This window comes from Leifsonia sp. 22587 (assembly GCF_052044215.1).
Classification (GTDB): domain Bacteria; phylum Actinomycetota; class Actinomycetes; order Actinomycetales; family Microbacteriaceae; genus Leifsonia; species Leifsonia shinshuensis_C.
Genome location: NZ_JBQENB010000004.1, coordinates 185,935 through 210,034, shown reverse-complemented (window position 1 = coordinate 210,034; position 24,100 = coordinate 185,935). Strand labels below are relative to the sequence as shown.

The following is a 24,100-nucleotide window of genomic DNA, read 5'->3' as shown; positions in this document are numbered from 1 at the left end:
ACTGCGCCCGCCCCCGAGGTGGCTCGCGAGCAGCGCAGCGAGTGGTGACATGTTGTCGCAATTCGCGGCGGATTCGCGCGATTACTCACGACTCGCGGCGCAACGCGCGGGTCAGGCGTCGGGCGGCTCGACGGCGCGGGCGAGCAGCTCCACGAGGAGGCGCTCGGCGACGGGACGCGGCAGCGCCTCGACGAGGGCGAGCAGCGGCGCCTGGTCGTCCGGAAGGCCGGGCGTCGCCGATCCCGTCAGGCCGAGGCCGTGCAGGATGTGCGCAGCGGTCGCCGAGTCGGGCACCGCTCCCGTTGGCAGCGGCGGCAGCGGCGGCAGCGCCGCCACGACCGCCTCGCGGTCCACGGCGGGCACCCCGCGGGCTTCGTCGGCGGCGCCGCGCAGCGCGGCCTCCAGCTCGTCCAGGCGGCTCTCCGTCACCGGAGTGATCGTCAGGTGCGTGGTGTGCGGCAGCCGCGTGCCGTCGGGCTGCGCGAGGCCCGGCTGCAGCTGGAGGATCCAGCCGCGGCGACGCACCCGGTCGGCCCAGTGGTGCGGGTCGACGCGCCGCTCGGCGGGCACGGTGTCGTCGGCGGCGACGGCGAGCAGCGGTCCGGTCGGCTCGCCGACCACGCGCAGGCCCTCGATGTCGCCCACGATGTCCAGGAGTCCGCGGGTGGCACGGCGGCACGACTCCGCCAGCTCGGCGAAGCCGCGGGCGCCGAGCGCCTGCACGATCGCCCAGGAGGCCGCCAGCGCCCCGGCCGACTTGGAGCCGAGGAGGGTCGCGTTGACGACCGGGTACCCGGGCCAGCCGGTCGTCGCGAAGTACTGCCGGCGCTGGCGGTCGCGTCCGCGCTGCAGCAGCACGCTCGCGCCCTTCGGGGCGTAGCCGTACTTGTGCAGGTCCGCGGAGACGCTCGTGACGCCCGCGACGCGGAAGTCCCAGGCGGGCAGGGCCGAGCCGTCCGCCGCGCGCCAGAACGGAAGGATAAAGCCGCCGATGCACGCGTCGACATGGCACGCGACGCCCGCCCCCTCGCACGCCGCGGCGACCGCCTCGACCGGGTCGAGGGTCGCGTACGGGTACGACGGGGCCGAGACGACGACGAGCGCGACGTCCGGGCCGATCCGCCCGATGAGGGCGTCGGCGTCGAGGACGCCGCTCACCGCATCCACCGGCACCAGGTCGAGCGCGAGGTCGAACAGCGCCGCCGCCTTCTGGAACGCCGCGTGCACCGTGACCGGCGCCAGCAGCCTCGGCGTCCCCGTCCCGCCCGCGGCGCGCCAGACGTCGCGCGCCGTCTTGACCGCGAGGAGGCACGACTCGGTCCCTCCGGACGTCACCGACCCGACGACGTCGTCGTCGCCGTGCAGCAGCTCCCGGGCGAAGGCCACGACCTCGCGCTCCATCACCGCGACCGACGTGAACGTTGTGGGGTCGAGTCCGTTCACCGGCTGGACCAAGCGCATCGCGTCTGCCGCGAGCCGGTCGAGCTCCGGCATCCCGGAGTCGTACACGTAGCTGAGCACGCGCCCGCCGTGGGTCGGGGCGTCGGCCTCGCGGAGCGCGGAAAGGCGAGCCAGGATCGCCCCGGCGTCAAAGGACGTCATCGATGTCTCCCTTCCGCAGCCGGTAGCGCGCGAGCGGCACCAGACTGATCGCGATGATCGCGGCGGGCACCAGGCTGAAGCTGAGCGCGATCCCCGCGACCGCACTCGCGGGCTGGCCGGCGGCGTCCGCGACGGCCGCACTGCGCGAGACGTAGCCGCTGACGGCGAGGACGATGCTGAGCACCGTGGCGCCGAGGGCCATGCCCGTGGTCTCCCCCGCGGTCCACATGCCGCCGAACGTCCCCGCCCGGCCCTCGCCGTTGCGGCGGGCGTCGTGCGAGATCACGTCGGGCAGCATGGCCATCGGGAGCGACTGCATCCCCGCGTAGGCGGCGCCGACCACGGCGACGGGCGCGTACACCCACGCGCCGGGCGCCCACAGCAGGCCCACCATGGAGAGCGCCGCAACGGCGAAGAGGATGCTCGCCGCGACGAACCCGCGCTCCTTGCCGATCCGCCGGGCAATCACGCCCCACAGCGGCGCGACGACGAGCGCGGGGGCGATCAGCGCGACGAACAGGAACGTGACGGCATCCTCCGAGTGCAGCACCCACGTGGCCACGTAGTTCGCCCCGGCGAGCATCAGACCGGTGGCGAGCCCCTGCAGGAGGAACGTCAGCAGCAGCGCGCGGAACGGCTGGCTCTCGCGCAGCACCCGCACGCCCGCGGCGTAGTTCGACCGCACGGTCGCCCACACGCTCGCCCGCGGCGGCACATCACCGCTGGGCAGGCCGCGCGGTGCGACGAATGCGGAGACCAGCATCCCGGCGCCGATCACCACGCCCGCGACGAGCGCCATCAGCAGGTACCCGGCGAACGAGTTGCCGCCGCCGAGGGTGCGCAGCGCCGGACCCCCCGCGCCGAACAGCAGGATCGCGAAGGTCAGCGCCACCACGCGCCAGGTGAGCAGACGCGTGCGCTGGTCGTACCCGGAGGCGAGCTCGGCGGGCAGCGCGATGTACGGCACCTGGAACAGGCTGAACGCGGTCGCCGTCAGCACGAAGGCGACCAGCACCCAGACGGCGGCCGCGCCGGCGGCGGTCCCGGGAGGCACGGCGAACGTGAGCAGGAAGAACACCGGCAGCGCGATCGCGCCGAGCAGCATCATCGGCCGGCGTGATCCGTGCACCGCGAGCATCCGGTCGCTGCGGGCGCCGATCACCGGGTCGATGAGCACATCCCACACCTTGGCGACGGTCACGACGACGCCCGCGACGATCGCGGCGACCCCGAGCGAGTCGGTGAGGTAGTAGACGAGCACCAGGCCGGGAAGCGTGGCGAACCCGCCCGTCCCCAGCGAGCCGACGGCGTAACGCGCGACGGTCGCCCGGGTCAGCGACTGCTCCGTTGCGATCATGTCCGCAGCGTAGTGGATGCGCGCCCCGCCCATGCGCGCCCCGCCCACGCGCGCCCCGCCCGCGCGGACCGCCCCGGCGACTCGGGCCGCCGCGTCAGGTGGACTCAGTGTCGAACGGCGGCGTCGCCCCGGCCGCCAGCGGCATCCTCCGCTGCGCGTAGGCCGACTGCGTCACCGGCTTGATCGCGCTCGCGGGCTCCGCCGAGTCCTCCAGCAGCGCCTCGCGGATGATGCGCCGGGGGTCGTACTGCCGGGGGTCGAGCTTTTTCCAGTCGACGTCGTCGAACTCGGGGCCCATCTCGTCGCGCATGCGGTCCTTCGCGCCGTTCGCGAAGTCACGCAGCGAGCGCACCAGCTGACCGAGCTTGGCGGCGTAGGCGGGCAGGCGTTCGGGGCCGATGACGAACGCGGCGATGACCGCGACGATCAGCAGCTTGTCGAAAGTGAGCCCGAACACCATTCCAGGGTATCGCGGCGGTGCCTGCACGGATGGCGCGGGAGCCGACCGTATCCTCGGAGTTGACCACGAAACGCGGTCGATCGACGGGAGCACTGTGTCAGACAAGGACTCGAACTGGAGGTTCGCCGACGACGTCGTCGTGGAGAGCGAGGTGATCGCCCGCGCCCGGCAGCAGTCGCTGGAGCTGGGCGTCGAGCCGATCTCGCCCGCGACGGGTGCGCAGGCCGCCGTGGTGGTCGCTGCGACCCGCGCGGAGAATGTGGTCGAGATCGGCACGGGTGTCGGGGTCTCCGGCCTCTGGCTGCTCACCGGCGGCACGGAGGCGCAGCTCACCTCGATCGACGTGGAGGTCGAGCACCAGCAGCACGCGCGCGCCTTCTTCACCGAGGCGGGCATCCCCTCGAACCGCGTGCGTCTCATCCCGGGCCGGGCGCTCGAGGTGCTGCCCCGGATGAACGAGAACTCCTACGACATCGTCTTCATCGACGCGGACCCGCAGTCGGTCATCGAGTACGTCGAGCACGGCCTGCGCCTGGTGCGGCCGGGCGGCACCGTTCTCGTCGCCCGCGCGCTGTGGCGCGGCCGGGTCGCCGACCCCGCCGCCCGCGACGAGGTCGCCACCGGCTTCCGCACCCTGATCACCGAGACCTCCGCCTCCGGCGCCGTCATCAGCGCGCTGTCGCCGGCCGGCGAGGGGCTGCTGCAGATCACCAAGCTGGCCCCATAACGCCGCACAGACGAGAAGGGCCCCGATCGGTTCGATCGGGGCCCTTCTCGGTACAGACGTTGGTCAGGCGGAGGTCACGACGTTCGCAAGGGCGTCGTGGAGCTCTTTGGCTTCCGCGTCGTTGACGGAGACCACCAGTCGTCCCCCACCCTCGAGCGGCACACGCACGATGATGAGCCGTCCCTCCTTCACAGCCTCCATTGGCCCGTCCCCGGTCCTCGGCTTCATGGCCGCCATGCAGCTCCCCTTTCGTGGATGTCCTCCTATTATCCGACATCCTTGCGGGCCTGCGGAAATCGTGGGCATCACGGAGGTGACCAGTCGTATCCGTCGATCGACCAGCAGACGGCCACCCAGCCCACCTGGAGGGCCACGAAGAGCGCCACCATCCCGACCCGGTACACGCGGCTGCGCGGCAGTGCCATCGCGCCGAGCAGCGGGAACAGCGGCATCAGGAGGCGGAACGTGCTCGACTGCGGGAAGAAGACGGCGAGCAGGTAGACGGAGTACGCGGCGATCCAGAACCGCAGATCGACGCCGAGACGACGCACCGCGGGCGAGAAGAGCAGGACCGCGAACAGCGCGACGAGGACGATCAGCACGACCACGCCGACCCAGCCGGGCAGCCCGAGCATCGCGCTCGCCCACCAGTCGGCGCCCTGGAACCACGGGGTGAACGGCAGCAGGTCCGTGTACCCGATGTACGGAGCGCGCCACGCGAGCTCGGTGTCGGTGTAGGCCGTGAGCGACCCGGTCCCGATCGCGGCCACGGCGGGCCAGGCCAGGCCGGCCAGCCCGCTGAAGATCGTCAGCGACACGCTCAGGATGCGCTCACGCGCCGGGAACGGATCCTCGCGCCGCCGGAACCATCGGTACCCGACGTGCAGGGCGAGCGCGAGGGCGAAGGCGAGCCCGCTCGGCCGGATGACGGCCATCGCCAGCACCACCGGGAACAACCAGCCGTAGCGGCGTTCGACGAGGAGGAGCAGCGCCACGGCCAGCAGCAGGATGTACAGCGACTCCGCGTAGGCCACCTGGAACAGCGGCGCCACGGGAGCCACGCAGAACAGGACGACGGCGAACAGGCTCTGCGACGGGCTCAGCCCGACGCGCCGCATCAGCCGGTGGAACACCAGCGCGGCGCCGGCGCCCGCGAGGAACGAGACGAGCACGGCGGCCACCGGCCAGGGCGCCCGCGTGAGGAACATGACCGCATCCACAACGCCCGGGTACCCCGGCATGAACGCCCAGGCGTTCTCGCTCACGTGCACGCCGTCGCTCGTCGGCAGGGCTGCCGGGTAGCCGGAGACCGCCACGATCTCGTACCAGCGGCCGTCCCAGATGTTGGCGAAGGAGAAGTAGTCCGGCCCCGCGGACGTCCAGGCGTTCGGGCCCTCGGTCGCGGCGAAGATCAGCAGGATGACGGTGGTGACGACGCGCGAGGCCAGGTAGACCGCGAGCACGCGCACCCACCACGACGCCCACCACGCACCGCGGCCGGTCTCATGCCGGTCGACGGCTTCCGTGCCCGGGGCGTCAGCGGGCGCCTGCACCCGTGAGCCAGGCACGCAGCCCCTCCTCCACCGCCACGATCTGCTCCACGTCGACGCGCTCGTCGTCGGCGTGCGCCTTCAGCGGGTCGCCCGGGCCGTAGTTCACCGCCGGGATGCCCAGCGCGCTGAACCGGGCCACGTCCGTCCACCCGTACTTCGGCTTGGCCACGCCGCCGACCGCGGCCACGAACTCCTGGGCGAGCGGCGCATCCAGGCCCGGCCGGGCGCCGTCGGCGCGGTCGACGACCGTGATCTCGTAGTCGCCGAAGAGCTCGTGCATGTGCTCGATGGCCTCCTGCGAGCTGCGCGAAGGCGCGAACCGGTAGTTGATGTGCACCATGCACTCGTCCGGGATGATGTTGCCGGCCACGCCGCCGGAGATGCCCACGGCGTTGAGGCCCTCCTTGTAGACGAGGCCGTCGACCTCGACCTCGCGCGCCTGGTACGAAGCGAGGATGTCGAGGATCGGCGCGGCCTTGTGGATGGCGTTGTCGCCCACCCAGCCCCGCGCCGAGTGCGCGCGCAGGCCGTAGGTGCGGACCTCGACGCGCAGGTTGCCGTTGCAGCCGCCCTCCACGACGCCGTTGCTCGGCTCGCCGAGGATGCCGAAGTCGCCGACGAAGAGGTCCGGGCGGTTGCGCGCGAGGCGGCCGAGGCCGTTGAGCTCGGCGTTGACCTCCTCGTGGTCGTACCACATCCACGTCACGTCCACGGCGGGGTCGGTGAGCTCGGCGGCCAGCTTGAGCTGCACCGCGACGCCGGCCTTCATGTCGACCGTGCCGCGTCCCCACAGGAAGCGGATGCCGTCGTGCTCCTCGAAACGTGTGGGCAGGTTGTTGTTCAGCGGCACGGTGTCGATGTGACCGGCGATGAGGGCGCGCCGCTCACGGCCGAGGTTCGTGCGGGCGACGATCGCGTCGCCATCGCGGATCACCTCGAGGTGCGGGAGCCCGATGAGCGCCGCTTCGATCGCGTCGGCCAGCGTCCTCTCGTCGCCGGAGACCGACTCGATGTCGCACAGCTGACGGGTCAGCTCGATGGAGGTGGTGCTGAGGTCCAGGGGCACGCTGCTGTTCTGCACCCTACTAACCTAGGGGCATGCCTTCCGACGTGCCTGACAGTTCCGCCGCGCCCGCCGCTCCCCGCTCCGCCTGGGGCTACGGCCTGGCCACCGTCGCCGCCGACGGGACCGTGCTCGACACGTGGTTCCCGCAGCCGCGGCTGGGGACGCTGCCCGCCGGCCGCGACCGCTGGATCGCCCCGGCCGACCTCGAGGAGCTGGCCGGCGACGACCCGCGCCGCGCCGTCCGCATCGACATCGTGACCGTCGACATCCAGCTGGACGCGCCGCCCGCGTCGACGCCGGACGCCTACCTGCGCCTGCACCTGCTCTCCCACCTGCTGGTGCAGCCCAACGGACTGAACCTCGACGGCATCTTCGCGCACCTCCCCACGGTCGCCTGGACGAACGCCGGCCCGGTCAACCCGGCCGACCTCGACCGGCTGCGTCCGCGGCTGCAGCGTGCGGGCATCCAGGTCTCGGGCATCGACAAGTTCCCGCGGCTCCTCGACTACGTCACGCCCGAGCGCGTGCGCATCGCGGACGCCTCCCGCGTCCGGCTCGGAGCGCACCTGGCGCCCGGCACCACGGTAATGCACGAGGGTTTCGTCAACTTCAACGCGGGCACGCTCGGCACGTCGATGGTCGAGGGCCGCATCTCGCAGGGCGTCGTGGTCGGCGACGGCTCCGACATCGGCGGCGGCGCATCCATCATGGGGACGCTGTCCGGCGGCGGGACGCACCGCGTCTCGATCGGCGAGCGCGCGCTCCTCGGCGCGAACTCCGGCATCGGCATCTCCATCGGCGACGATTCCGTGGTCGAGGCCGGCCTCTACGTGACCGCCGGAACCAAGGTGGTGCTCGTCGGCGAGGCGCCCACCGCCGACGGCCGCCCGCGCACCGTGAAGGCCGCCGAGCTGTCCGGGATGCCGGGCCTGCTCTTCCGCCGCAACTCCCTCACCGGCGCCGTCGAGGTGCTCCGCCGAGCCGGCACCGGCGTCGAGCTGAACGCCGCCCTGCACGCCTGACCCGCCCCCTTCATCGCTTCCTCAGTTAATCCGCTCTCGCGCGGCGTGTCGCCGGATTAAGTGAGGAACCGATGGAAGGGGAGTCGGGTTAGAGCATGGCGAGGGTCGAGGCGGGGTCGGCGAGGATGCGGCCGATGTCGGCGAGGAAGCGCGACGCCTGCTCGCCGTCGACGATGCGGTGGTCGAACGACAGCGCGAGCGTGAGCACGTCGCGGAGGGCGATGCCGCCCTCGTGCTCCCAGGGCTGACGCCGCACGGCGCCGACCGCGAGGATCGCGGCCTCGCCCGGCGTGAGGATCGGCGTGCCCGCATCCACCCCGAACACTCCGACGTTGGTGATCGTGATCGTCCCGCCGCTCAGGTCGGCGGGCGCGGTGCGTCCGGCCCGCGCGGTCTCGGCGAGCGAGCGGATCGCGCCCGCGATGCCGGCGAGCGACATGGCGTCGGCGTCGCGGATCACCGGGACCATCAGGCCGCGCGGCGTCGCCGCGGCGATGCCGAGGTGCACGTACTCGGTCTGCACGATCTCGTTCGCGGCGTCGTCCCAGCGGGCGTTCACCTCGGGGGTGCGGCGGACGGCGATCAGCAGCGCCTTGGCGACGACGGCCAGGAGTCCCGGCCGTACCTCGGCGAACTCCGGCCGGGCGCGCAGACGCCCGACCAGCTCGGTGGTCGGCGTGACGTCGATCGTCAGGAACACGGTCGCCTGCGGCGCGCCGAACGCGCTGCGGACCATCGCCTCGGCCGTCGCCTTGCGGACGCCGCGGATCGGGATGCGCGTCTCGCGCGACCCCGCGGACGCCGGCGCTGCCTGCGGGGCGGCGGACTCCTCGCGCTCGACGTAGGACTGCACGTCGCTCCGCGTGATCAGCCCGCGGTCGCCCGACCCGACGACCGACGCCAGGTCGATCCCGTGCTCCCGCGCGAACTTGCGCACCGGCGGCGTCGCCCGCGGGCGCCCCGCCAGGGCGACGGGCGACGGCGACGACGTCGACGACACAGGGGCGGATGCCGCAACGGACACCGCACCGGCAGGCGCCGCACCGGCTGACGCAACGGCGGCTCGCCCCGGCGACCCCGCCGTCACGGCCAGCCCGGGCCGCGCCCGACGTGCCGGACGACCGCCCGCGTCCGCGCGCGCCCCGTACCCCACCAGCGTCGGCTCGCGCTTCTCCGCATCCATCGGCGCCTCAGGCGAACCTGGCCCCTCAGGCGCCGCGTTCATGGCCGGCTCCCCCGCATCCACCTCGAACGCCACCAGCGGCTCCCCCACCGCGACGGTGACGCCCGGCTCCACGAACAACCGGGACACGGTCCCGTCGTACGGCGCGGGCAGCTCGACCAGCGCCTTCGCGGTCTCCACCTCGGCGATGATCTGGTTGAGGTGCACGGTGTCGCCGACGGCGACCTTCCACGTCACCAGCTCCGACTCGGTGAGTCCCTCACCGAGGTCGGGCAGCGCGAACTCGCGGACGGCCATCAGTCCTCCACCCCGGTCAGAGAGTTGGGCCGGTCCATCGCACGGTCGATGCCGTCGAGGATGCGGTCGAGGTCCGGCAGGTGCGCCGCCTCCAGCTTCGCCGGCGGGTACGGGATGTCGTGCCCGGTGACGCGGACCGGAGCGTGCTCCAGGTGGTAGAAGCAGCGTTCGGTGATGGATGCGGAGATCTCGGCAGCGAGGCCGCCCGAGAGCGCCGCCTCGTGCGTCACGACCAGCCGGCCCGTGCGCTTGACCGAGGCGACCACGGTGTCGAGGTCGAGCGGCGAGAGCGAGCGGAGGTCGATCACCTCGACGGAGACGCCGTCCTCGTCCGCAGCCACCGCGGCGTCGCGCGCGAGGCTCACCAGGCCGCCGTACGTGACGAGCGTCACGTCGGTGCCCTGCGTCAGCACCCGGGCGGTGCCCATCGGGCGCGCGTCGGCGAGCGGAGCATCCTCATCCACCTCGCCCTTGGCGTGGTACCGGCGCTTGGGCTCGAAGAAGAGCACCGGGTCGTCGGACGCGATCGCCTGTTGGATCATCGTGAAGGCGTCCTGGGGGTCGGACGGGCTCACGACGCGCAGCCCCGCCGTGTGCGCGAAGTACGCCTCGGGCGAGTCGGAGTGGTGCTCGGCCGAGCCGATTCCGCCCGCGAACGGCACCCGGATGACCATCGGCATGCGCACCGCGCCCTGGGTGCGGTAGTGCATCCGCGCCACCTGGTTCACGATCTGGTCGAAGGCCGGGTAGATGAATCCGTCGAACTGGATCTCGACCACCGGACGGTAGCCGCGGTACGCCATGCCGACCGCGGTGCCGAGGATGCCGGACTCGGCGAGCGGCGAATCCATCACCCGGCGCGGCCCGAACTCGGTCTGCAGGCCGTCGGTGACGCGGAAGACGCCCCCGAGCGTGCCGATGTCCTCGCCCATCAGGACGACCCGGTCGTCGGCGGCCAGGGCCTTGCGGAGGCCGGCGTTGATCGCCTTGGCCATGCTGAGTGCGGTCATCGGCTGTCGCTCCCCACGAACGTGCGCAGGTAGCGCGAGTAGTGGTCCCGCTGGCGGGCGAGACCGGTGTGCGGCTCCGCGTACACGTGGTCGAACACGGCCAGCGGCTCCGGGTCGGTGAGCGCGGTGATGCCGGCGCGCATCTCGGCCGCCACGGCGTCCGCCTTGGCGATGATGCCGGCCATGCGATCGTCGGTCAGGGCGCCCTGGGCGTTCAGGTACGCCTCCACCCGGCTCACCGGGTCCTTGCCGCGCCACTCGTCGAGCTCGGCGGCGTCGCGGTAACGGGTAGGGTCGTCGGCGGTGGTGTGCGGGCCCATCCGGTACGTGACCGCCTCGATGAAGGTGGGGCCGCCGCCGCTGCGGGCGCGGTCCAGCGCGGCGCGGGTGACGGCCAGCACGGCGAGCACGTCGTTCCCGTCGACGCGGACGCTCGGCACCCCGAAACCCGGCGCACGGTCGGCGATGGGACGCTGCGCCTGCAGCGACACCGGCTCGGAGATCGCGTACTGGTTGTTCTGGCAGAAGAAGATGACCGGGGCGGCGTAGGTCGCGGCGAAGATCAGCGCCTCGTTCACGTCGCCCTCGCTGGTGGCGCCGTCGCCGAAGTAGGCGACAGCCACGGCGTCAGTGCCGTCGGCCTGGATGCCCAGGGCGTACCCGGTCGCGTGCAGCGTCTGCGCGCCGATGATCACCTGCGGCGTCGCCATGTTGATGTCGTACGGGTTCCAGCCGCTCTGGGTCGTGCCGCGCCAGACGCGCAGCAGGTCGACGAGACCGGCCCCGCGGCAGTAGGCGACGCCGTGCTCGCGGTAGCTGGAGAACACGAAGTCGTCGTGGCGCAGAGCGCGGCCGGAGCCGATCTGCGCCGCCTCCTGGCCGAGCAGCGGCGGCCACAGTCCCAGTTCGCCCTGACGCTGCAGCGCGGTGGCCTCGGCGTCGATGCGCCGGATGACCCGCATGTCCTCGTACAGCGCGAGCAGCTGGTCGGTTCCGATGTCGGAGACCCAGGCGTCGTACCGGTCGTCCGCGTGGCGGACACCGCCGGCATCGAGCAGGCGTACCACGTCGATCCCGCCGAGCCCGAGCTCGCCGAGGGATTCGAGGTCCGAGTGGGAGCCACCCCGACGGGTGGCCGGCTGATTGTCGATCGTCACGGTTCACGCAACCTTCACTCTCGCGCCCGGCCGCCGCTGCTTGTGGCGCGCACGACCGGCTTCCGGCCTCCTTGCCGGAATTAGTGGGAAGGCTACGCTGTGCGGTCAGCGCGCACAACCATCGGCGTGTCGACCGTGCAGGATGCTCTATGCAGCGTGCGCGGCGACTGCTAGCTTTCACACTATGCGCAGCTTCGACGGCACCGATCGCCGCATCCTCCTGGCGCTCGCGGACGACCCGCGATCGACCAACGTCTCCCTCGCCGACCGGCTCGGACTCAGCCGGAACACCGTGCAGGCGCGGGTCGCCGAGCTGGAGCGGAACGGCGCGTTCCTGTCGTTCGAACGACGGATCTCGGCGCGCGTCGCCGGGTACCCGCTGGCGGCGTTCGTCAATGTGCACGTGCAGCAGCAGCGGCTGGCCGCCGTGGTGGAGTCGCTGGCCGCGATCCCGGAGATCGTGCAGGCGCACGGCCTCTCCGGTCCGTCCGATCTGCTGCTGCGGGTGGTCTGCGTCGATGCCGAGGACCTGTTCCGGATCACCGGCATCATCCAGTCGACGGACGGCGTCGACCGCGCCGAGACGTCCCTCGACATGGGCGAGCTCATCCCCTACCGCCTGCGCCCCCTCCTCACCCGCGACGCCTGACGGGAAACGCGGAAGGCCGCGCCGACATCAGTCGGCGCGGCCTTCGTGTGCAGAGGGGTTACGCCTCGGCAGGGGCCTCGACCGGGGTCTCAGCCGCGGGCGCGGCGGGGGCCTCGGCGGACTCGTCGGCGATCACCGGGGCGAGCGACAGCTTTCCGCGGTCGTCGATCTTGGTGATCTCGACCAGGATCTTCTGGCCGACACCGAGCACGTCCTCGACGTTCTCCACGCGCTTGCCACCGGCGAGCTTGCGGACCTCCGAGATGTGCAGCAGGCCGTCCTTGCCCGGGAGCAGCGAGACGAACGCACCGAACGCGGCGATCTTGACGACGGTTCCGAGGAACTGCTCGCCGACCTCCGGGTTGGTGGGGTTCGCGATCGCGTTCACCTGGGCGCGGGCCGCCTCGGCCGACGGGCCGTCGGTGGCGCCGATGTAGACGGTGCCGTCCTCCTCGATGGAGATCTCGGCGCCGGTCTCGTCCTGGATCGCGTTGATCGTCTTGCCCTTCGGGCCGATCAGCTCACCGATCTTGTCGACCGGGATCTGGACCGAGATCACGCGGGGCGCGGTCGGGGCCATCTCGTCCGGACGGTCGATCGCCGCGTTCAGCACGCTCAGGATCGTGGTGCGTGCATCCTTCGCCTGCTTCAGCGCGCCGGCCAGCACCGACGACGGGATGCCGTCGAGCTTGGTGTCGAGCTGGATCGCGGTGACGAACTCGCTCGTACCGGCGACCTTGAAGTCCATGTCGCCCAGCGCGTCCTCGGCGCCCAGGATGTCGGTGAGCGCCGCGTAGCGGGTCTCACCGTCGACGACGTCGGAGATCAGGCCCATGGCGATACCGGCCACCGGGGCGCGCAGCGGCACACCGGCGTTCAGCAGCGACAGGGTGGACGCGCAGACGGAGCCCATCGACGTCGAGCCGTTGGAGCCGAGAGCCTCGGACACCTGGCGGATCGCGTAGGGGAACTCGTCGCGGCTCGGCAGCACCGGCACGAGGGCGCGCTCGGCGAGGTAGCCGTGCCCGATCTCGCGACGCTTCGGCGACCCGACGCGGCCGGTCTCACCGGTCGAGTAGGGCGGGAAGTTGTAGTGGTGCAGGTAGCGCTTCTTCGTGACGGGCGACAGCGAGTCGATCTGCTGCTCCATCTTGAGCATGTTCAGCGTGGTGACGCCCAGGATCTGGGTCTCGCCGCGCTGGAAGATGGCCGAGCCGTGGACGCGCGGGATGACCTGCACCTCGGCGTCGAGCGGACGGATGTCCGTGAGCCCGCGGCCATCGATGCGGATGCCCTCGCGCAGCACGCGGCCGCGCATGACGACCTTCGAGACCGACTTGTAGGCGGCCGAGAACTGGGTCAGCACCTCGGCGGGGAGCGCACCGGCCTCGACCTTCTCGGTCAGGGCGACCTTGACGCGCTCCTTGAGGGCGTCGTCGGCGTTCTGGCGCTCGATCTTGTCGGCGATCTGGTAGACGTTCACGAGCTCGTCGTAGGCGAGGCCCGCGACGTTGTCGTAGGTCTCCTGCGAGTAGGGCAGGAACACCGGGTAGTCGGCGATCGCCTTGGCGGCCTGCTCGGCGATGACGTTCTGCGCGCCGACGAGCTGGCGGATGAACGGCTTCGCCGCCTCCAGGCCCTGCGCGACGATGTCCTCGTTCGGCTTGACCGCTCCACCCTGGATCAGGTTCCAGCTGTTCTCGGTGGCTTCGGCCTCGACCATCATGATCGCGACGTCGCCCTCGGAGCCGTCCTCGTTGGTGAGCACGCGGCCCGCGACGACGAGGTCGAACACGGCCTCCTCGAGCTGCGAGGCCTTCGGGAACGCGATCCACTGGTCCTCGTGGGTGCCGTTGCCGGGGATGAGCGCGAGGCGCACACCGGCGATCGGACCGGAGAACGGCAGACCGGAGATCTGCGTGGAGGCGCTGGCCGCGTTGATGGCCAGAGCGTCGTAGAACTCGTCCGGGGCGATGCTCAGGACGGTGATGACGATCTGAACCTCGTTGCGGAGGCCCTCGACGAACGACGGGCGCAGCGGCCGGTCGATCAGACGGCAGACCAGGATCGCCTCGGTGGAGGGGCGGCCCTCGCGACGGAAGAACGAGCCGGGGATCTTGCCGGCGGCGTACGAGCGCTCCTCGACGTCGACGGTCAGCGGGAAGAAGTCGAAGTTGTCCTTCGGGTGCTTGCTGGCGCTGGTGGCGCTCAGCAGCATGGTCTCCTCGTCGAGGTAGGCGGCGACGGCGCCCTGTGCCTGCTGGGCGAGGCGTCCGGTCTCGAACCGGACCGTGCGGGTGCCGAAGCGGCCGTTGTCGAGAACGGCTTCGGCGAATTTGATTTCAGGACCTTCCAAGAGGTCTTTCTCCTTTGTTTAACGTCGCTGTCCCGTGTGGACGCGACTGTCATTCAAGGAGCAGGAACAGGCAGTTCGACACGTCGTGTGTACGCGGCATCCCATGCGGGTCGCGTGGGCTGAGCCCGTCTGGCCATCAGTAGAAATACACGGTTGCGGGCCACTCTCGCTGCCACCGCATCCGGATACCACCACCGAGGACCAGCTCCTGCCAGCCTGCTCCGGGTTCCTTCTCGGTATTGAGTTGGATGGACGGCGCTCGGCCGACCACCAGCATCCTATCAGTCAGGCCCGTGGAGTGGGTGGATGCGGGGCGGGGCCCGGCGCCGGAAGGCAGAACCGCCGGTCAGAGCGCCAGCGTCGCGCGCGCCGCGTCCGCCAGCGCCCTCCCGTAGGACGGACCGTGCCCGGCGGCGTGCACTGCCAGCGGGTGCAGCTGGTGCACGGCGATGCGCTCCCGCCAGCCGGCGCGCAGCGGTCGCGCCGCGTCGTAGCCCGCCAGGATCTCGTCGAGGAAGGGCGCGCCGAAGAGGTCGAGCATCGCCAGGTCGGTCTCCCGGTGGCCGCCGTGGGCGGCCGGGTCGATCAGGACCGCGCCCCGCGCATCCCAGAGCACGTTGCCGGTCCACAGGTCGCCGTGGATGCGCGCCGGCGGTTCGTCGTCGTCGAAGTCGCCGGCCGCGACGCGGTCGAGCGCCTCGCGGATCACCGGCAGCTGTGCCGACGTCACCGTTCCCGCCTCCACCGCGATGTCGAGGTAGGGCAGGACCCGGTCGCGCACGTAGAACCGCCCCCAGGTCGTCTCCCGCGCAACGGGGAGTGGACGCCGGCCGATGAAGAGCGGGCCGTCCCAGCCGGCCGGCGGTGCGCCGAAGGCGTCGGCTCCCGCCGCATGGGTCACGGCGAGCGCCGCGCCGAACGCCCGTGCGGCATCCGCCGTCGGCCGGCTCTCCCGGATGCGCTCCAGCTCGATGCGGCCGGGCCGCACGTCCGCGACGCGGACGACGCGCGCTCCCCCATCCGCCTCCGGCTCGGCGAGCCAGCGCAGCCCCGCCGCCTCCGCCTCGAAGAACAGCGCCGGCGCATCCGTCCGCTCCTTGATCAGGGTCTCCACGCCGACACCCTACGACGCCGGCACCCTACGTCGTCGACACCCGCGACGACCGTCGCCGGCGAGCCGCCAGCGCGCAGAGCGCGACGCCGATCGCGGTGCCCAGCGTGTTGGCGAGCAGGTCGCGCGGGTCGCTCACCCGCGCGGGCAGGAAGAGCTGGACGAACTCGATCAGGAGGGTGGCGGACGCACCGATCGCGAGAGCGAGCCACCACCGCCAGGTGCCGAGGAGCAGCGTGAACAGCACGCCCATCGGCACGAACAGCAGGATGTTGGCGGTGAACTCGGCGACGCTCCCGGTCACCCAGCCGAATCCCGGCAGGCCGGAGACCGCCCGCAGCAGGGCGCGAAGCAGCGGATTCCCCTCCGGGTTCCCGGGCGCCGGGTTGAGCGTGATCCACGCGACCGCCGCGAGATAGACGGCGGTCAGGACGGGGAGCACGGCAGGGCGGCGCATCCTCCTATGCTGGCGCACATGACCAGTGCGTTCCGCATCCCGATGACCGGACGCTCCACCGACGAACGGCACCGGGTCTCCAGCCCCCTGGAGCTCCTGTTCGACCTCACGTTCGTCGTGGCCATCGCCCAGGTCGCCGGCCAGCTGGCCCATGCGGGCGAGAGCGGCGAGCTGCTGGCGAAGCTCCCGCTGTACCTGCAGGTGTTCTTCGCGATCTGGTGGGCGTGGATGAACTTCACCTGGTTCGCCTCGGCGTACGACACCGACGACGTGCTCTACCGCGTGATGACCCTCGTGCAGATGGGCGGTGTGCTGGTGCTGGCCGCCGGGGTGCCGGCCGCCTTCGCCGGGGAGAGCTTCACGGCGATCATCGTCGGCTACCTGATCATGCGGTTCGCGCTGGTCGCCCAATGGCTGCGCGCCGCCGCGGAGTACCCGGCCGGACGCACGACGGCGCTGCGCTACGCGATGGGCGTCTCCGCCGTCCAGCTGCTGTGGGTGGCGTGGGGCTTCCTGCCGCCCCACGTCGCCGTGTACCTGTTCGTCGTCGGGGCGGTGCTGGAGCTGCTGGTCCCGCTGTGGGCGGAGCGCACCGGGATGACGAGCTGGCATCCGCACCACATCGCGGAGCGCTACGGCCTGTTCACGATCATCGTGCTGGGCGAATCGGTGTCGGCCTCGGCGGTGGGCGTGCAGAGCGCGCTCGCCCGGTCCGGGTTCTCGGCCGCGCTGGTGTGGATCGCCGTCGCGGGCCTGGTGCTGCTGTTCGCCCTGTGGTGGCTGTACTTCCTCGAGCCCGCCGCCGAGGGTCTCCGCTCGCGGCGCGGCCGCTCGTTCTACTGGGGGTACGGGCACTACTTCGTGTTCGCGTCGCTGGCCGCACTGGGCGCGGGGCTGGAGGTGGCGGTGCAGGAGGGCGCCGCGCACGAAGCCGCGGCGAACACGACGGTGGAGTACATGATCGCGGCGCCCGTGGCGGTCTTCCTGTTCATGCTCTACGTGCTGCACGCGCCGCTGGTGCCGGAGGTCGTCATCCGGCCCCTGAAGACCGCGATCTCGATCGCGCTCATCCTGCTGCTGCCGCTCGCCTCCCCCGTGATCGGCCTGGTCGGCGTCACCATCGGGATCGCCCTGGTCGCGGCGGCGCTCGTGGCCGCCACGCTGATCGACCGGGCGGTGGAGCTGCGCCGTGCCGGCGAAGAGTCCGAGGCGGCCGCCTCCTGAGCTGCGCCCCTTGTTCTCGCCCCGGAGGCGCGGGAGAGTCGAGGGATGAGCCGACAGGACGACCGCGCCGATCAGCTGACCACCGCCCCGCGCGCCGACGCGAGCGACGCCGATCCCCGGATCGAGGTCACCGAGGGCGAGGACGGGCGGCGGCGGATCGACCTGCGCGACGACGCGGAGGTGCGGCCGGGGACGGACCCCGAGCACCGCTGACCCCGAAGGGTGGGGCGGGCGTCTACGAGTTGGCGGCTTTCGACACCTCCTCCTCCGACTTCGCGATCGCCTCCTGAAGCTTCTTGTAGTCGTCCTCGTCGATGGCCTTGGCGATGCGCTTGTCCGCCTTGACCAGTGCCTCCTCGACCTTGTCGGCCCACGTGTCGTCCACGACGGCGACGACCGCGGACGATCCCGGCGGCAGGTACTCGTCGAGGTCGACGCCGAGCTTCTTCTCGTCGTGCCGCTTCTGGAGCGCCCCGATGCCGGCTCCGATCCCCGCGCCGAGCGCCGTGGCGAGCAGCAGCGGAGGCGCGAACAGCCCGACGACGATGCCGGCGCCCGCCCCGATGCCCGCACCGCGACCGACCTTGCCCGTGTCGTGCTCCGTCACCGAGACCTTGCCGTCGGCGTCGCGGCTCATCACGACCGCGCCGTCCACTTTGTAGTCGCCCACGTCCTCTCCGGACTTGAGTGCGGCGTAGTCGCTCTCCGCCAACGTGGAGTCGGTGTACGCGCCGACCACCAGGACGAGATTCCTCTCCGCTGCCATGGTGCTGCCTTCCCTCTCGGTGGTCCGCCCGGGCGGCGGTCCTCACGCGGACATGGTCGCCCACGTGGAGGGTCCGGCGGTATACAGCACATCGCGTGGTCGTCAGCGAACCCCGGACACACAGAACGGGCCGCCACCCGAAGGTGACGGCCCGTTCCGAAGAAGTTCGCGGTGTCGCTCGAAGTTATCGACGCACGCCTTTTATCGACGCAGCCCGAGTCGCTCGATGAGCGAGCGGTAACGGTTGATGTCGATGTCCGACAGGTAACCCAGCAGACGGCGACGCTGACCGACCAGCAGAAGCAGGCCACGACGCGAGTGGTGGTCGTGCTTGTGCTCCTTGAGGTGCTCAGTGAGATCCTTGATCCGCTTGGTCAGGATCGCGACCTGGACCTCGGGGGATCCGGTGTCACCGGGGTGGGTAGCGTACTCTTCGATGATCGCCTTCTTGGTGTCTGCATCCAGCGCCATAGAGGGATCCCCTTTCTGCTCGTTGCGCGGTGCCCGGGGCCGTATGCCTGGGCTCTCTTGATCCGCGGCCGTTCGACGGCAACTGGAAGAGTCTACCAGAACCACCACCCGCAACCGTCCGCGCGGACGGCGGCGGAGCTGACGCTCAGAGGGGTTCGGGCTCCGGTTCGAGCAGGGCGAAGACGGCGCCGTGCGGGTCGACGATCTCGGCCCAGCGGCCGACGCCGGGCGCGGACAGCGGTTCTGTCCGCAGCGTGCCGCCGAGCTCGGTGGCACGCACCACGGCGGCGTCCAGGTCGGCGACGTTGAAGTAGACCAGCCAGTGCGCGGGCTCGGTCCCGTCCGAGGTGTACGCGCCGGCCACGCTCGTCTCCCCCACGTCGAACAGCCCGTACGGCTGCTCGCCGACGCGCATCTCGCTGACCGCGAAGCCGAGCACGGACTCGTAGAAGGCGAAGGTCGACTCCGGTTCCGCCGCCACCAGCTCGAGCCAGTCGACCGCGCCCGGCTCGTCGCGCAGCCAGGGCGCGTTGCGCTCCATCCGCTGCCAGAGGCCGAACACGGCACCGGCCGGATCCGCCACGATGGCGAGCCATACGCCCGGAACCGCCTCGCCGGGCTCCAGCAGCACCGAGCCGCCCGCGGCGAGCGCGGCGTCCGCGGCCGCCTGCAGGTCGTCGACGGAGAAGTACGCGGTCCAGGCGGCGGGAGCGTCGGGGCCGGGCAGCGGGCCGATCGCGGCCACCGCGACGCCCCGGCTCTGAGCGAGGGCGAAGTTCCCGGTCTCCGGCAGGAACGCCCCGACCTCCCAGCCGAACAGCTCCCGGTAGTAGTGGGCGGCGGCGGCGTGGTCCGGGCTCTGGAGGTCGACCCAGATGGGAGTCCCGTGACGGAACGCGTCTTCGATCGGCATGGCCACACGCTACTCGCCCGCACCTCCCGCGGCGAGAGGCCGACGCAGGGCGCGCCGATGGGGGGGTCAGAGTCCGCGCAGCAGGTCCGCCAGAGCTGCGACGACGGTCGGCGCCGGCGGACCGTCGTCGTGGCTCGCCCACCACACCAGGGCGGAGAAGATGGCGGCGCTGAGCGCGTCGGCGAGCACCTGCACCCGGAGCGCCTGCGCATCCGCACCGAGCCGGGAGGAGAGGAACCCGATCAGCAGGTCGCGGTCGGCTCCCATCGCCGTGACGCCGAACCCGACGAGTGCGGGATGCGTGCCCATTAGCGTCAGCCGGCGGCGGGTCGCCTCCTCCGCCTCCGGCGGCAGGGTGAAGGCGGCCGTGACGGCCTCCGCCAGGACGGCGGCGACGGGTCGTCCGTCCGGCGGCGCGTCCAGCACCTCGTGCATCCGGCCGACCACCGGCTCGACGCCGCCCCAGACGAGCGCGGGTTTGCTCGGGAAGTAGCGGAACAGCGTCCTCCGGCCTATCCCCGCGAGGGCGGCGATGTCGTCCATCGTCGTCTCCTCGTAGCCGCGCTCGGCGAAGTGCCGCAAGGCGAGCAGGGCGACGCGCTCGGGGTCCACGTCCGCCGGGCGACCCCGGCGCTTGGGCGCGGTGGCGTCGGGCCCGGTCAGGTCAGGCACGTCGGCGTCGGGCGCTGTCATCCTTCGATCATTCCACCGCGCGGCCGCCGCCGGCCTCCTCGCGCGCGATCGCCTCCGACAGGGTGCGCAGCCCGTCCGGGATCTGAGCGGCCGGGATGCTGCCGAAGCCGAGTAGCAGGCCGTCGGGTCCCGCGCCGGTCCGGAACCGGGACACCGGCTGAACGGCGACGCCCGCGACCGCCGCGCGCTCGGCGACCCGGAGAACGTCGAACGGCGCCTCCGCGCCCCGCTGCAGCAGCGCGAGATGCAGCCCCGCCGCCGACGGCACGGGCACGAGACCGGGGTCGAGCTGCTCCGCCGCCCGACGCAGCAGCGTGTGGCGCTCCTCGTAGACGCGGGTCGCCGCGCGCACATGGCGCGCGAAGGCGCCGGAGTCCAGCAGCCGGGCCATCGCCCGCTGCGTCACCGTGTCGCCGTGCCAGTCGGCGAGCCGCTTGGCGTGCCGGAGGGCGGCGAGCACGGCGGGCGGCGCGACGACGAAGCCGAGGCGGAGCGCCGGGAGCATGGTCTTGGAGAACGTGCCGACGTAGACGACCCGGCCTTCCGCATCCAGCCGCTGCAACGGGTCGAGGGGACGCGCCCCGAACCGGTACTCGCTGTCGTAGTCGTCCTCGATGACCACGGCATCGTTCCGGGCAGCCCACTCGAGCAGGGCGACGCGGCGCTCCAGCGGCAGGATGCCGCCCAGCGGGAACTGGTGCGACGGCGTCACGTAGACCAGCCGTGCCGGAGGCAGCAGGTCGACCCGGAGGCCGTCCTCGTCGACCGGCACGGGCACCACCCGCGCGCCCGCCATCTCGAACACCTGCCGGACCGGCGGGTAGCCCGGGTCCTCGACCGCGACCGTGTCGCCGGGACGCAGCAGCACCCGCGCCAGCAGGTCGAACGCCTGCTGGGCGCCGTTGGTGACCACGACATCGCCCGGTCCGGCCTCCACCGAGCGGGCGACGCCGAGGTGGCGGGCGATGCCCACGCGCAGGCGCTCGACGCCCGCGGGGTCGTCGTACGACGCCGTCCGCACCGCGGGGCCGCGCAGCTCGGCGGTCATCGCGCTCCGCCACGCGTCCACGGGGAACAGGGCGGGATCCGGCGAGCCGATGCGGAAGTCGTACGCCACCGGCCGGGGTGCGATCCACAGCGGGTCGTCGACGGCGCGCCAGGCGGGCGCCGGACGCACGGCTCCCCGCCGACGGCCGCTGGGCTGCGCCGGACGCTCGGCCGGCGTGTAGGCGACGAACGTGCCCGCACCGACCCGCGCATCCAGGTAGCCCTCGGCGGTGAGCCGCTCGTACGCGGTGGAGACCGTCGCGCGCGAGACCCGGAGGCTCGCCGCCAGCTCCCGGGTCGCCGGGAGGCGCTCGCCCCGGCGCAGCCGCCCGTCGAGCACCGCGTCGCGGAGCTGGCGGTAGATCCGCTCGGCGCGGTCGCCGCGCCCCTCGATGGCGACGTGAAGGTCCACGGCGACTCCTCCGGATTGGTCTGATCGGATGCTGTCCGATTGGATCTTACGTCGCGCCATTCGCGACCGTAGCGTCGAAGCCATGACAGAACGCATCCAGATCCCGTCCCTCGCTCCCGAGGGCTACCGCAAGGTCATCAACCTCGACGGCTACGTCGGAGGCGCGGTCGAGGAGCCGCTCGGCGACCTCGTCAAGCTGCGCGCCTCCCAGGTCAACGGCTGCACCTACTGCGTCGACATGCACTCGGTCGACCTGCAGGGCCGCGGCGTGCCCCTGCGCAAGGTGTTCGCCGTGTCCGCCTGGCGCGAGTCGCCGTGGTTCACCGAGCGCGAGCGCATCGCGCTGGAGCTGACCGAGGCCGTCACGCTCATCCACGAGGACAGCGTGAGCGACGAGCTCTACGCACGCGCCCTGGCCGAGTTCGGGGAGACGGGCCTGGCGAACCTGCTGCTCGCCATCGCGACCATCAACATCTGGAACCGGATCGCCATCCCCACCCGCATGCAGCCGTCGAGCCTGTGACGGCCCGGCGGTGAGAACGCCGCCGCAGACGACGAAGCGCTCCCCCGGCCGTGCCGAGGGAGCGTTTCGCGGTTCGAGGGGATGCTCAGCTGACGCCGAGCAGGTCGATCACGAAGATCAGGGTCTTGCCGGAGAGCGGGTGACCGCCGCCGGCCGGGCCGTAGGCCAGCGCGGGCGGGACGGTGAGCTTGCGGCGTCCACCGACCTTCATGCCCGGGATGCCGTCCTGCCAGCCCTTGATGAGGTTGTTCAGCGGGAAGTTGATCGACTGACCGCGGCTCCACGACGAGTCGAACTCCTCGCCGGTCTCGTACTCGACGCCGAGGTAGTGCACGTCGACCTTGGAGCCGGGGGTGGCCTCGGGGCCGGTGCCCTCGACGATGTCGACGATCTCGAGCGTCTCGGGAGCCGGGCCCTCGGGGGCGTCGACTTCGGGCTTCTGGTTGGTGTTCTCTGCCATGCGCTCCATCCAACCGGTGTGCGGGGGCCGCGTCAAAGCCCGTTCGCTGAGCGCGCACGACGATCGGGGGTTGCGCTGGCGGCCCGGGCGGAGCATCCTTAAGGCCATAACTCGACCCCCCGGGAGCGCTGCAGGCATCGCCGCACCACCGGGGGTCGAGTCTGTTAAGGCCCGATCCGTCAGGCCCCGAAGACCTTGCCCGGGTTGAGGATGCCGAGCGGGTCGAACACCGACTTCAGCTTCACCTGCAGCTCGTACGAGTCGGGGCCGAGCTCGTCGGCGAGCCAGCGGCGCTTCAGCACGCCGACGCCGTGCTCCCCGGTCAGCGTGCCGCCCAGTTCGATGGCGGTGCGGAACAGGTCGTTGGCCGCATCCCACACCGCCTGCGGCACCTCGTCACCGGTGTAGACGAAGTTCGGATGGAGGTTGCCGTCGCCGGCGTGCGCGACGGTCGGGATGGGGATGCCGTAGCGCGCGGAGATCCGCTCGATCGCGGCGAACATCTCGGGCATCCGGGATCGCGGGACCGCCACATCCTCGATCAGCACCTCGCCGCTCGAGGCCAGCGCCGGGTGGAACGCGCGGCGCAGCGCGAGCAGCCGCTCGCCCTCCTCGGCGTCCGCCGCGACCCGGACCGTGCCGCCCGTCTCGGTGAGGACGGTGCCGGCCGCCCCGGCGTCCGCTGCCGCGGTGGGCCCGTCGAACTGGACCAGCAGGTACGACGCGCCCGCGCTCGCGCCGAACGCCTCCTCGATACGCTCCCGGCCGAGGTGGGCGGAGATCCGCTCGAGCGCCGGGGCATCGAGCAGCTCCATCACCGCGGGGCGTAGTCGCGCCGCGGTGATCCGCGCCGACGCCTCCGCGGCGGCGCGCACATCGGGGAAGAGCGCGCCGAGCGTCACCGGCTCGCCGGGCGGGATGGGCTGCGCGCGCACCGTGGCGCCGACGATCACCCCGAGGGTGCCCTCGGAGCCGACGAACAGCGCCGTCAGGTCGTAACCGGTCACGCCCTTGACCGTGCGGTGACCGGTGCGGACCACGCGGCCGTCGGCCAGCACGACGGTGAGGCCGAGCACCGCCTCCCGCGTCACCCCGTACTTCGCGCACAGCAGGCCGCCGGCGTTGGTGGCGATGTTGCCGCCGACCGTCGAGATCGCCTTGCTGGCCGGGTCGGGCGCGAAGAACAGCCCGTAGGGCTCCAGGGCGGCGTTCAGATCGCTGTTGACGACGCCCGGCTCGACCACCGCGAGCTGGTCCTCCGCCGAGATTTCGAGGATGCGGTTCATGCCGGACACGTCGAGCACGAGGGAGCCCTCGGTGCCGTTCGCTCCCCCGGCGAGCCCGGTCCCGGCTCCCCGCGGCACGACGGGGATGCGGAACTCGCTCGCCGCCCGCAGCGCGGCCTGCACGTGCTCCACCGTGCGGGCCGAGACGATCGCGAGCGGGGAGCCGGTCGCGATCCAGCCGGAGCGGTCGGTGCGCGCCGCATCCAGCAGCGTGGGGTCGGTGCTGAGCACGCCCTCGGCGATGGCCTCCTCGCCGAGCGCCGCCGAGAGCCAGTCGAGGACGTCCATGCGTCCAGGC

The 24,100-nt window shown here is 72.0% G+C and carries 25 protein-coding genes; 6 read left to right on the top strand and 19 right to left on the bottom strand.

Translation table 11 applies throughout. From position 1 onward, the window contains the following. Positions 1 to 111 precede the first annotated feature (111 nt). The 3 genes from ACTJI1_RS16800 to ACTJI1_RS16790 all read right to left on the bottom strand — a co-directional run bounded on the left by ACTJI1_RS16800 (position 112) and on the right by ACTJI1_RS16790 (position 3,419). Positions 112 to 1,602, bottom strand: a complete 1,491-nt coding sequence (locus ACTJI1_RS16800) for a pyridoxal phosphate-dependent decarboxylase family protein (protein WP_440743535.1) — start codon at positions 1,600 to 1,602, stop codon at positions 112 to 114. After that, on the bottom strand, positions 1,589 to 2,959 hold the full coding sequence (locus ACTJI1_RS16795) for an MFS transporter (protein ID WP_440743534.1): 1,371 nt from the start codon (positions 2,957 to 2,959) through the stop codon (positions 1,589 to 1,591). The genes ACTJI1_RS16800 and ACTJI1_RS16795 overlap by 14 nt, the downstream gene beginning before the upstream one ends. A gap of 94 nt (positions 2,960 to 3,053) precedes the next feature. Next, positions 3,054 to 3,419, bottom strand: coding sequence for a twin-arginine translocase TatA/TatE family subunit (locus tag ACTJI1_RS16790; protein WP_310128489.1), 366 nt, complete (start codon positions 3,417 to 3,419; stop codon positions 3,054 to 3,056). Positions 3,420 to 3,513: 94 nt separating this feature from the next. On the opposite strand from ACTJI1_RS16790, the gene ACTJI1_RS16785 reads away from it, so the two are divergent. Then, positions 3,514 to 4,146, top strand: a complete 633-nt coding sequence (locus ACTJI1_RS16785; protein ID WP_310128486.1) for an O-methyltransferase — start codon at positions 3,514 to 3,516, stop codon at positions 4,144 to 4,146. A 63-nt stretch (positions 4,147 to 4,209) separates the two neighbouring features. Here ACTJI1_RS16785 and ACTJI1_RS16780 read toward each other — a convergent pair whose 3' ends face one another. The 3 genes from ACTJI1_RS16780 to dapE all read right to left on the bottom strand — a co-directional run bounded on the left by ACTJI1_RS16780 (position 4,210) and on the right by dapE (position 6,780). Then, complete coding sequence (locus ACTJI1_RS16780) at positions 4,210 to 4,383, bottom strand: DUF3117 domain-containing protein (protein ID WP_310128484.1); 174 nt, start codon at positions 4,381 to 4,383, stop codon at positions 4,210 to 4,212. 68 nt (positions 4,384 to 4,451) lie between these two features. After that, positions 4,452 to 5,714, bottom strand: a complete 1,263-nt coding sequence (locus ACTJI1_RS16775) for a mannosyltransferase family protein (protein WP_440743533.1) — start codon at positions 5,712 to 5,714, stop codon at positions 4,452 to 4,454. Then, positions 5,683 to 6,780 (bottom strand): succinyl-diaminopimelate desuccinylase, encoded by a 1,098-nt coding sequence (gene dapE, locus ACTJI1_RS16770; RefSeq protein ID WP_440743532.1) that lies wholly within the window; start codon positions 6,778 to 6,780, stop codon positions 5,683 to 5,685. The genes ACTJI1_RS16775 and dapE overlap by 32 nt, the downstream gene beginning before the upstream one ends. 17 nt (positions 6,781 to 6,797) lie before the next feature. Between dapE and dapD the strand changes: the two genes are divergently transcribed. Then, complete coding sequence (dapD, locus tag ACTJI1_RS16765; protein WP_440743531.1) at positions 6,798 to 7,787, top strand: 2,3,4,5-tetrahydropyridine-2,6-dicarboxylate N-succinyltransferase; 990 nt, start codon at positions 6,798 to 6,800, stop codon at positions 7,785 to 7,787. 88 nt (positions 7,788 to 7,875) lie between these two features. Here dapD and ACTJI1_RS16760 read toward each other — a convergent pair whose 3' ends face one another. From ACTJI1_RS16760 to pdhA, 3 genes are read right to left on the bottom strand one after another with little or no spacing between them, the layout of a single operon-like run. After that, entirely contained in the window at positions 7,876 to 9,267 is a 1,392-nt protein-coding gene (locus tag ACTJI1_RS16760; protein ID WP_440743530.1) for a dihydrolipoamide acetyltransferase family protein, read from the bottom strand. Beyond that, entirely contained in the window at positions 9,267 to 10,277 is a 1,011-nt protein-coding gene (locus ACTJI1_RS16755; protein ID WP_440743529.1) for an alpha-ketoacid dehydrogenase subunit beta, read from the bottom strand. Before ACTJI1_RS16755 ends, ACTJI1_RS16760 begins: the two co-directional genes overlap by 1 nt. Further along, on the bottom strand, positions 10,274 to 11,434 hold the full coding sequence (pdhA, locus tag ACTJI1_RS16750; RefSeq protein WP_310128473.1) for a pyruvate dehydrogenase (acetyl-transferring) E1 component subunit alpha: 1,161 nt from the start codon (positions 11,432 to 11,434) through the stop codon (positions 10,274 to 10,276). Before pdhA ends, ACTJI1_RS16755 begins: the two co-directional genes overlap by 4 nt. Positions 11,435 to 11,618: 184 nt before the next feature. Between pdhA and ACTJI1_RS16745 the strand changes: the two genes are divergently transcribed. Then, positions 11,619 to 12,083 (top strand): Lrp/AsnC family transcriptional regulator, encoded by a 465-nt coding sequence (locus tag ACTJI1_RS16745; RefSeq protein ID WP_310128471.1) that lies wholly within the window; start codon positions 11,619 to 11,621, stop codon positions 12,081 to 12,083. 58 nt (positions 12,084 to 12,141) lie between these two features. Here the strand turns inward: ACTJI1_RS16745 and ACTJI1_RS16740 are convergent, their stop codons facing one another. The 3 genes from ACTJI1_RS16740 to ACTJI1_RS16730 all read right to left on the bottom strand — a co-directional run bounded on the left by ACTJI1_RS16740 (position 12,142) and on the right by ACTJI1_RS16730 (position 16,007). Then, positions 12,142 to 14,439: a polyribonucleotide nucleotidyltransferase gene (locus tag ACTJI1_RS16740; protein ID WP_310128470.1), complete on the bottom strand. Its 2,298-nt coding sequence runs from the start codon at positions 14,437 to 14,439 to the stop codon at positions 12,142 to 12,144. A gap of 346 nt (positions 14,440 to 14,785) precedes the next feature. After that, positions 14,786 to 15,544: a fructosamine kinase family protein gene (locus ACTJI1_RS16735; RefSeq protein ID WP_440743801.1), complete on the bottom strand. Its 759-nt coding sequence runs from the start codon at positions 15,542 to 15,544 to the stop codon at positions 14,786 to 14,788. A 34-nt stretch (positions 15,545 to 15,578) separates the two neighbouring features. Then, on the bottom strand, positions 15,579 to 16,007 hold the full coding sequence (locus ACTJI1_RS16730; protein ID WP_440743528.1) for a VanZ family protein: 429 nt from the start codon (positions 16,005 to 16,007) through the stop codon (positions 15,579 to 15,581). Between the two features lie 18 nt (positions 16,008 to 16,025). On the opposite strand from ACTJI1_RS16730, the gene ACTJI1_RS16725 reads away from it, so the two are divergent. Together ACTJI1_RS16725 and ACTJI1_RS16720 are read left to right on the top strand one after the other, a co-directional pair. Beyond that, complete coding sequence (locus ACTJI1_RS16725) at positions 16,026 to 17,231, top strand: low temperature requirement protein A (protein ID WP_440743527.1); 1,206 nt, start codon at positions 16,026 to 16,028, stop codon at positions 17,229 to 17,231. Between the two features lie 45 nt (positions 17,232 to 17,276). Then, positions 17,277 to 17,444, top strand: coding sequence for a hypothetical protein (locus tag ACTJI1_RS16720; protein WP_310128456.1), 168 nt, complete (start codon positions 17,277 to 17,279; stop codon positions 17,442 to 17,444). A gap of 22 nt (positions 17,445 to 17,466) precedes the next feature. On the opposite strand, the gene ACTJI1_RS16715 is transcribed toward ACTJI1_RS16720, so the two are convergent. The 5 genes from ACTJI1_RS16715 to pdxR form a co-directional block, all read right to left on the bottom strand. Next, the gene (locus tag ACTJI1_RS16715; protein WP_440743526.1) at positions 17,467 to 17,997 is read right to left on the bottom strand and encodes a DUF1269 domain-containing protein; all 531 of its coding nucleotides are present in this window, start codon (positions 17,995 to 17,997) and stop codon (positions 17,467 to 17,469) included. A 201-nt stretch (positions 17,998 to 18,198) separates the two neighbouring features. Further along, positions 18,199 to 18,468: a 30S ribosomal protein S15 gene (gene rpsO, locus ACTJI1_RS16710; RefSeq protein ID WP_018190446.1), complete on the bottom strand. Its 270-nt coding sequence runs from the start codon at positions 18,466 to 18,468 to the stop codon at positions 18,199 to 18,201. A 145-nt stretch (positions 18,469 to 18,613) separates the two neighbouring features. Further along, positions 18,614 to 19,381, bottom strand: a complete 768-nt coding sequence (locus ACTJI1_RS16705; protein ID WP_440743525.1) for a VOC family protein — start codon at positions 19,379 to 19,381, stop codon at positions 18,614 to 18,616. Positions 19,382 to 19,447: 66 nt separating this feature from the next. Continuing rightward, positions 19,448 to 20,074: a TetR family transcriptional regulator gene (locus ACTJI1_RS16700; RefSeq protein ID WP_440743524.1), complete on the bottom strand. Its 627-nt coding sequence runs from the start codon at positions 20,072 to 20,074 to the stop codon at positions 19,448 to 19,450. Positions 20,075 to 20,081: 7 nt separating this feature from the next. Beyond that, positions 20,082 to 21,533 carry a MocR-like pyridoxine biosynthesis transcription factor PdxR gene (gene pdxR, locus ACTJI1_RS16695; protein WP_440743523.1) on the bottom strand — a complete coding sequence of 484 codons (1,452 nt, stop codon included), beginning with the start codon at positions 21,531 to 21,533 and terminating at the stop codon, positions 20,082 to 20,084. A gap of 82 nt (positions 21,534 to 21,615) precedes the next feature. Between pdxR and ACTJI1_RS16690 the strand changes: the two genes are divergently transcribed. Then, positions 21,616 to 22,056, top strand: coding sequence for a carboxymuconolactone decarboxylase family protein (locus ACTJI1_RS16690; RefSeq protein WP_310128447.1), 441 nt, complete (start codon positions 21,616 to 21,618; stop codon positions 22,054 to 22,056). An 85-nt stretch (positions 22,057 to 22,141) separates the two neighbouring features. Here the strand turns inward: ACTJI1_RS16690 and ACTJI1_RS16685 are convergent, their stop codons facing one another. Beyond that, positions 22,142 to 22,516 (bottom strand): FKBP-type peptidyl-prolyl cis-trans isomerase, encoded by a 375-nt coding sequence (locus ACTJI1_RS16685; protein WP_440743522.1) that lies wholly within the window; start codon positions 22,514 to 22,516, stop codon positions 22,142 to 22,144. Positions 22,517 to 22,695: 179 nt separating this feature from the next. Further along, a complete protein-coding gene (locus ACTJI1_RS16680) occupies positions 22,696 to 24,090 on the bottom strand; it encodes an FAD-binding oxidoreductase (protein ID WP_440743521.1) in 1,395 nt (464 codons plus the stop codon). Positions 24,091 to 24,100 lie beyond the last annotated feature (10 nt).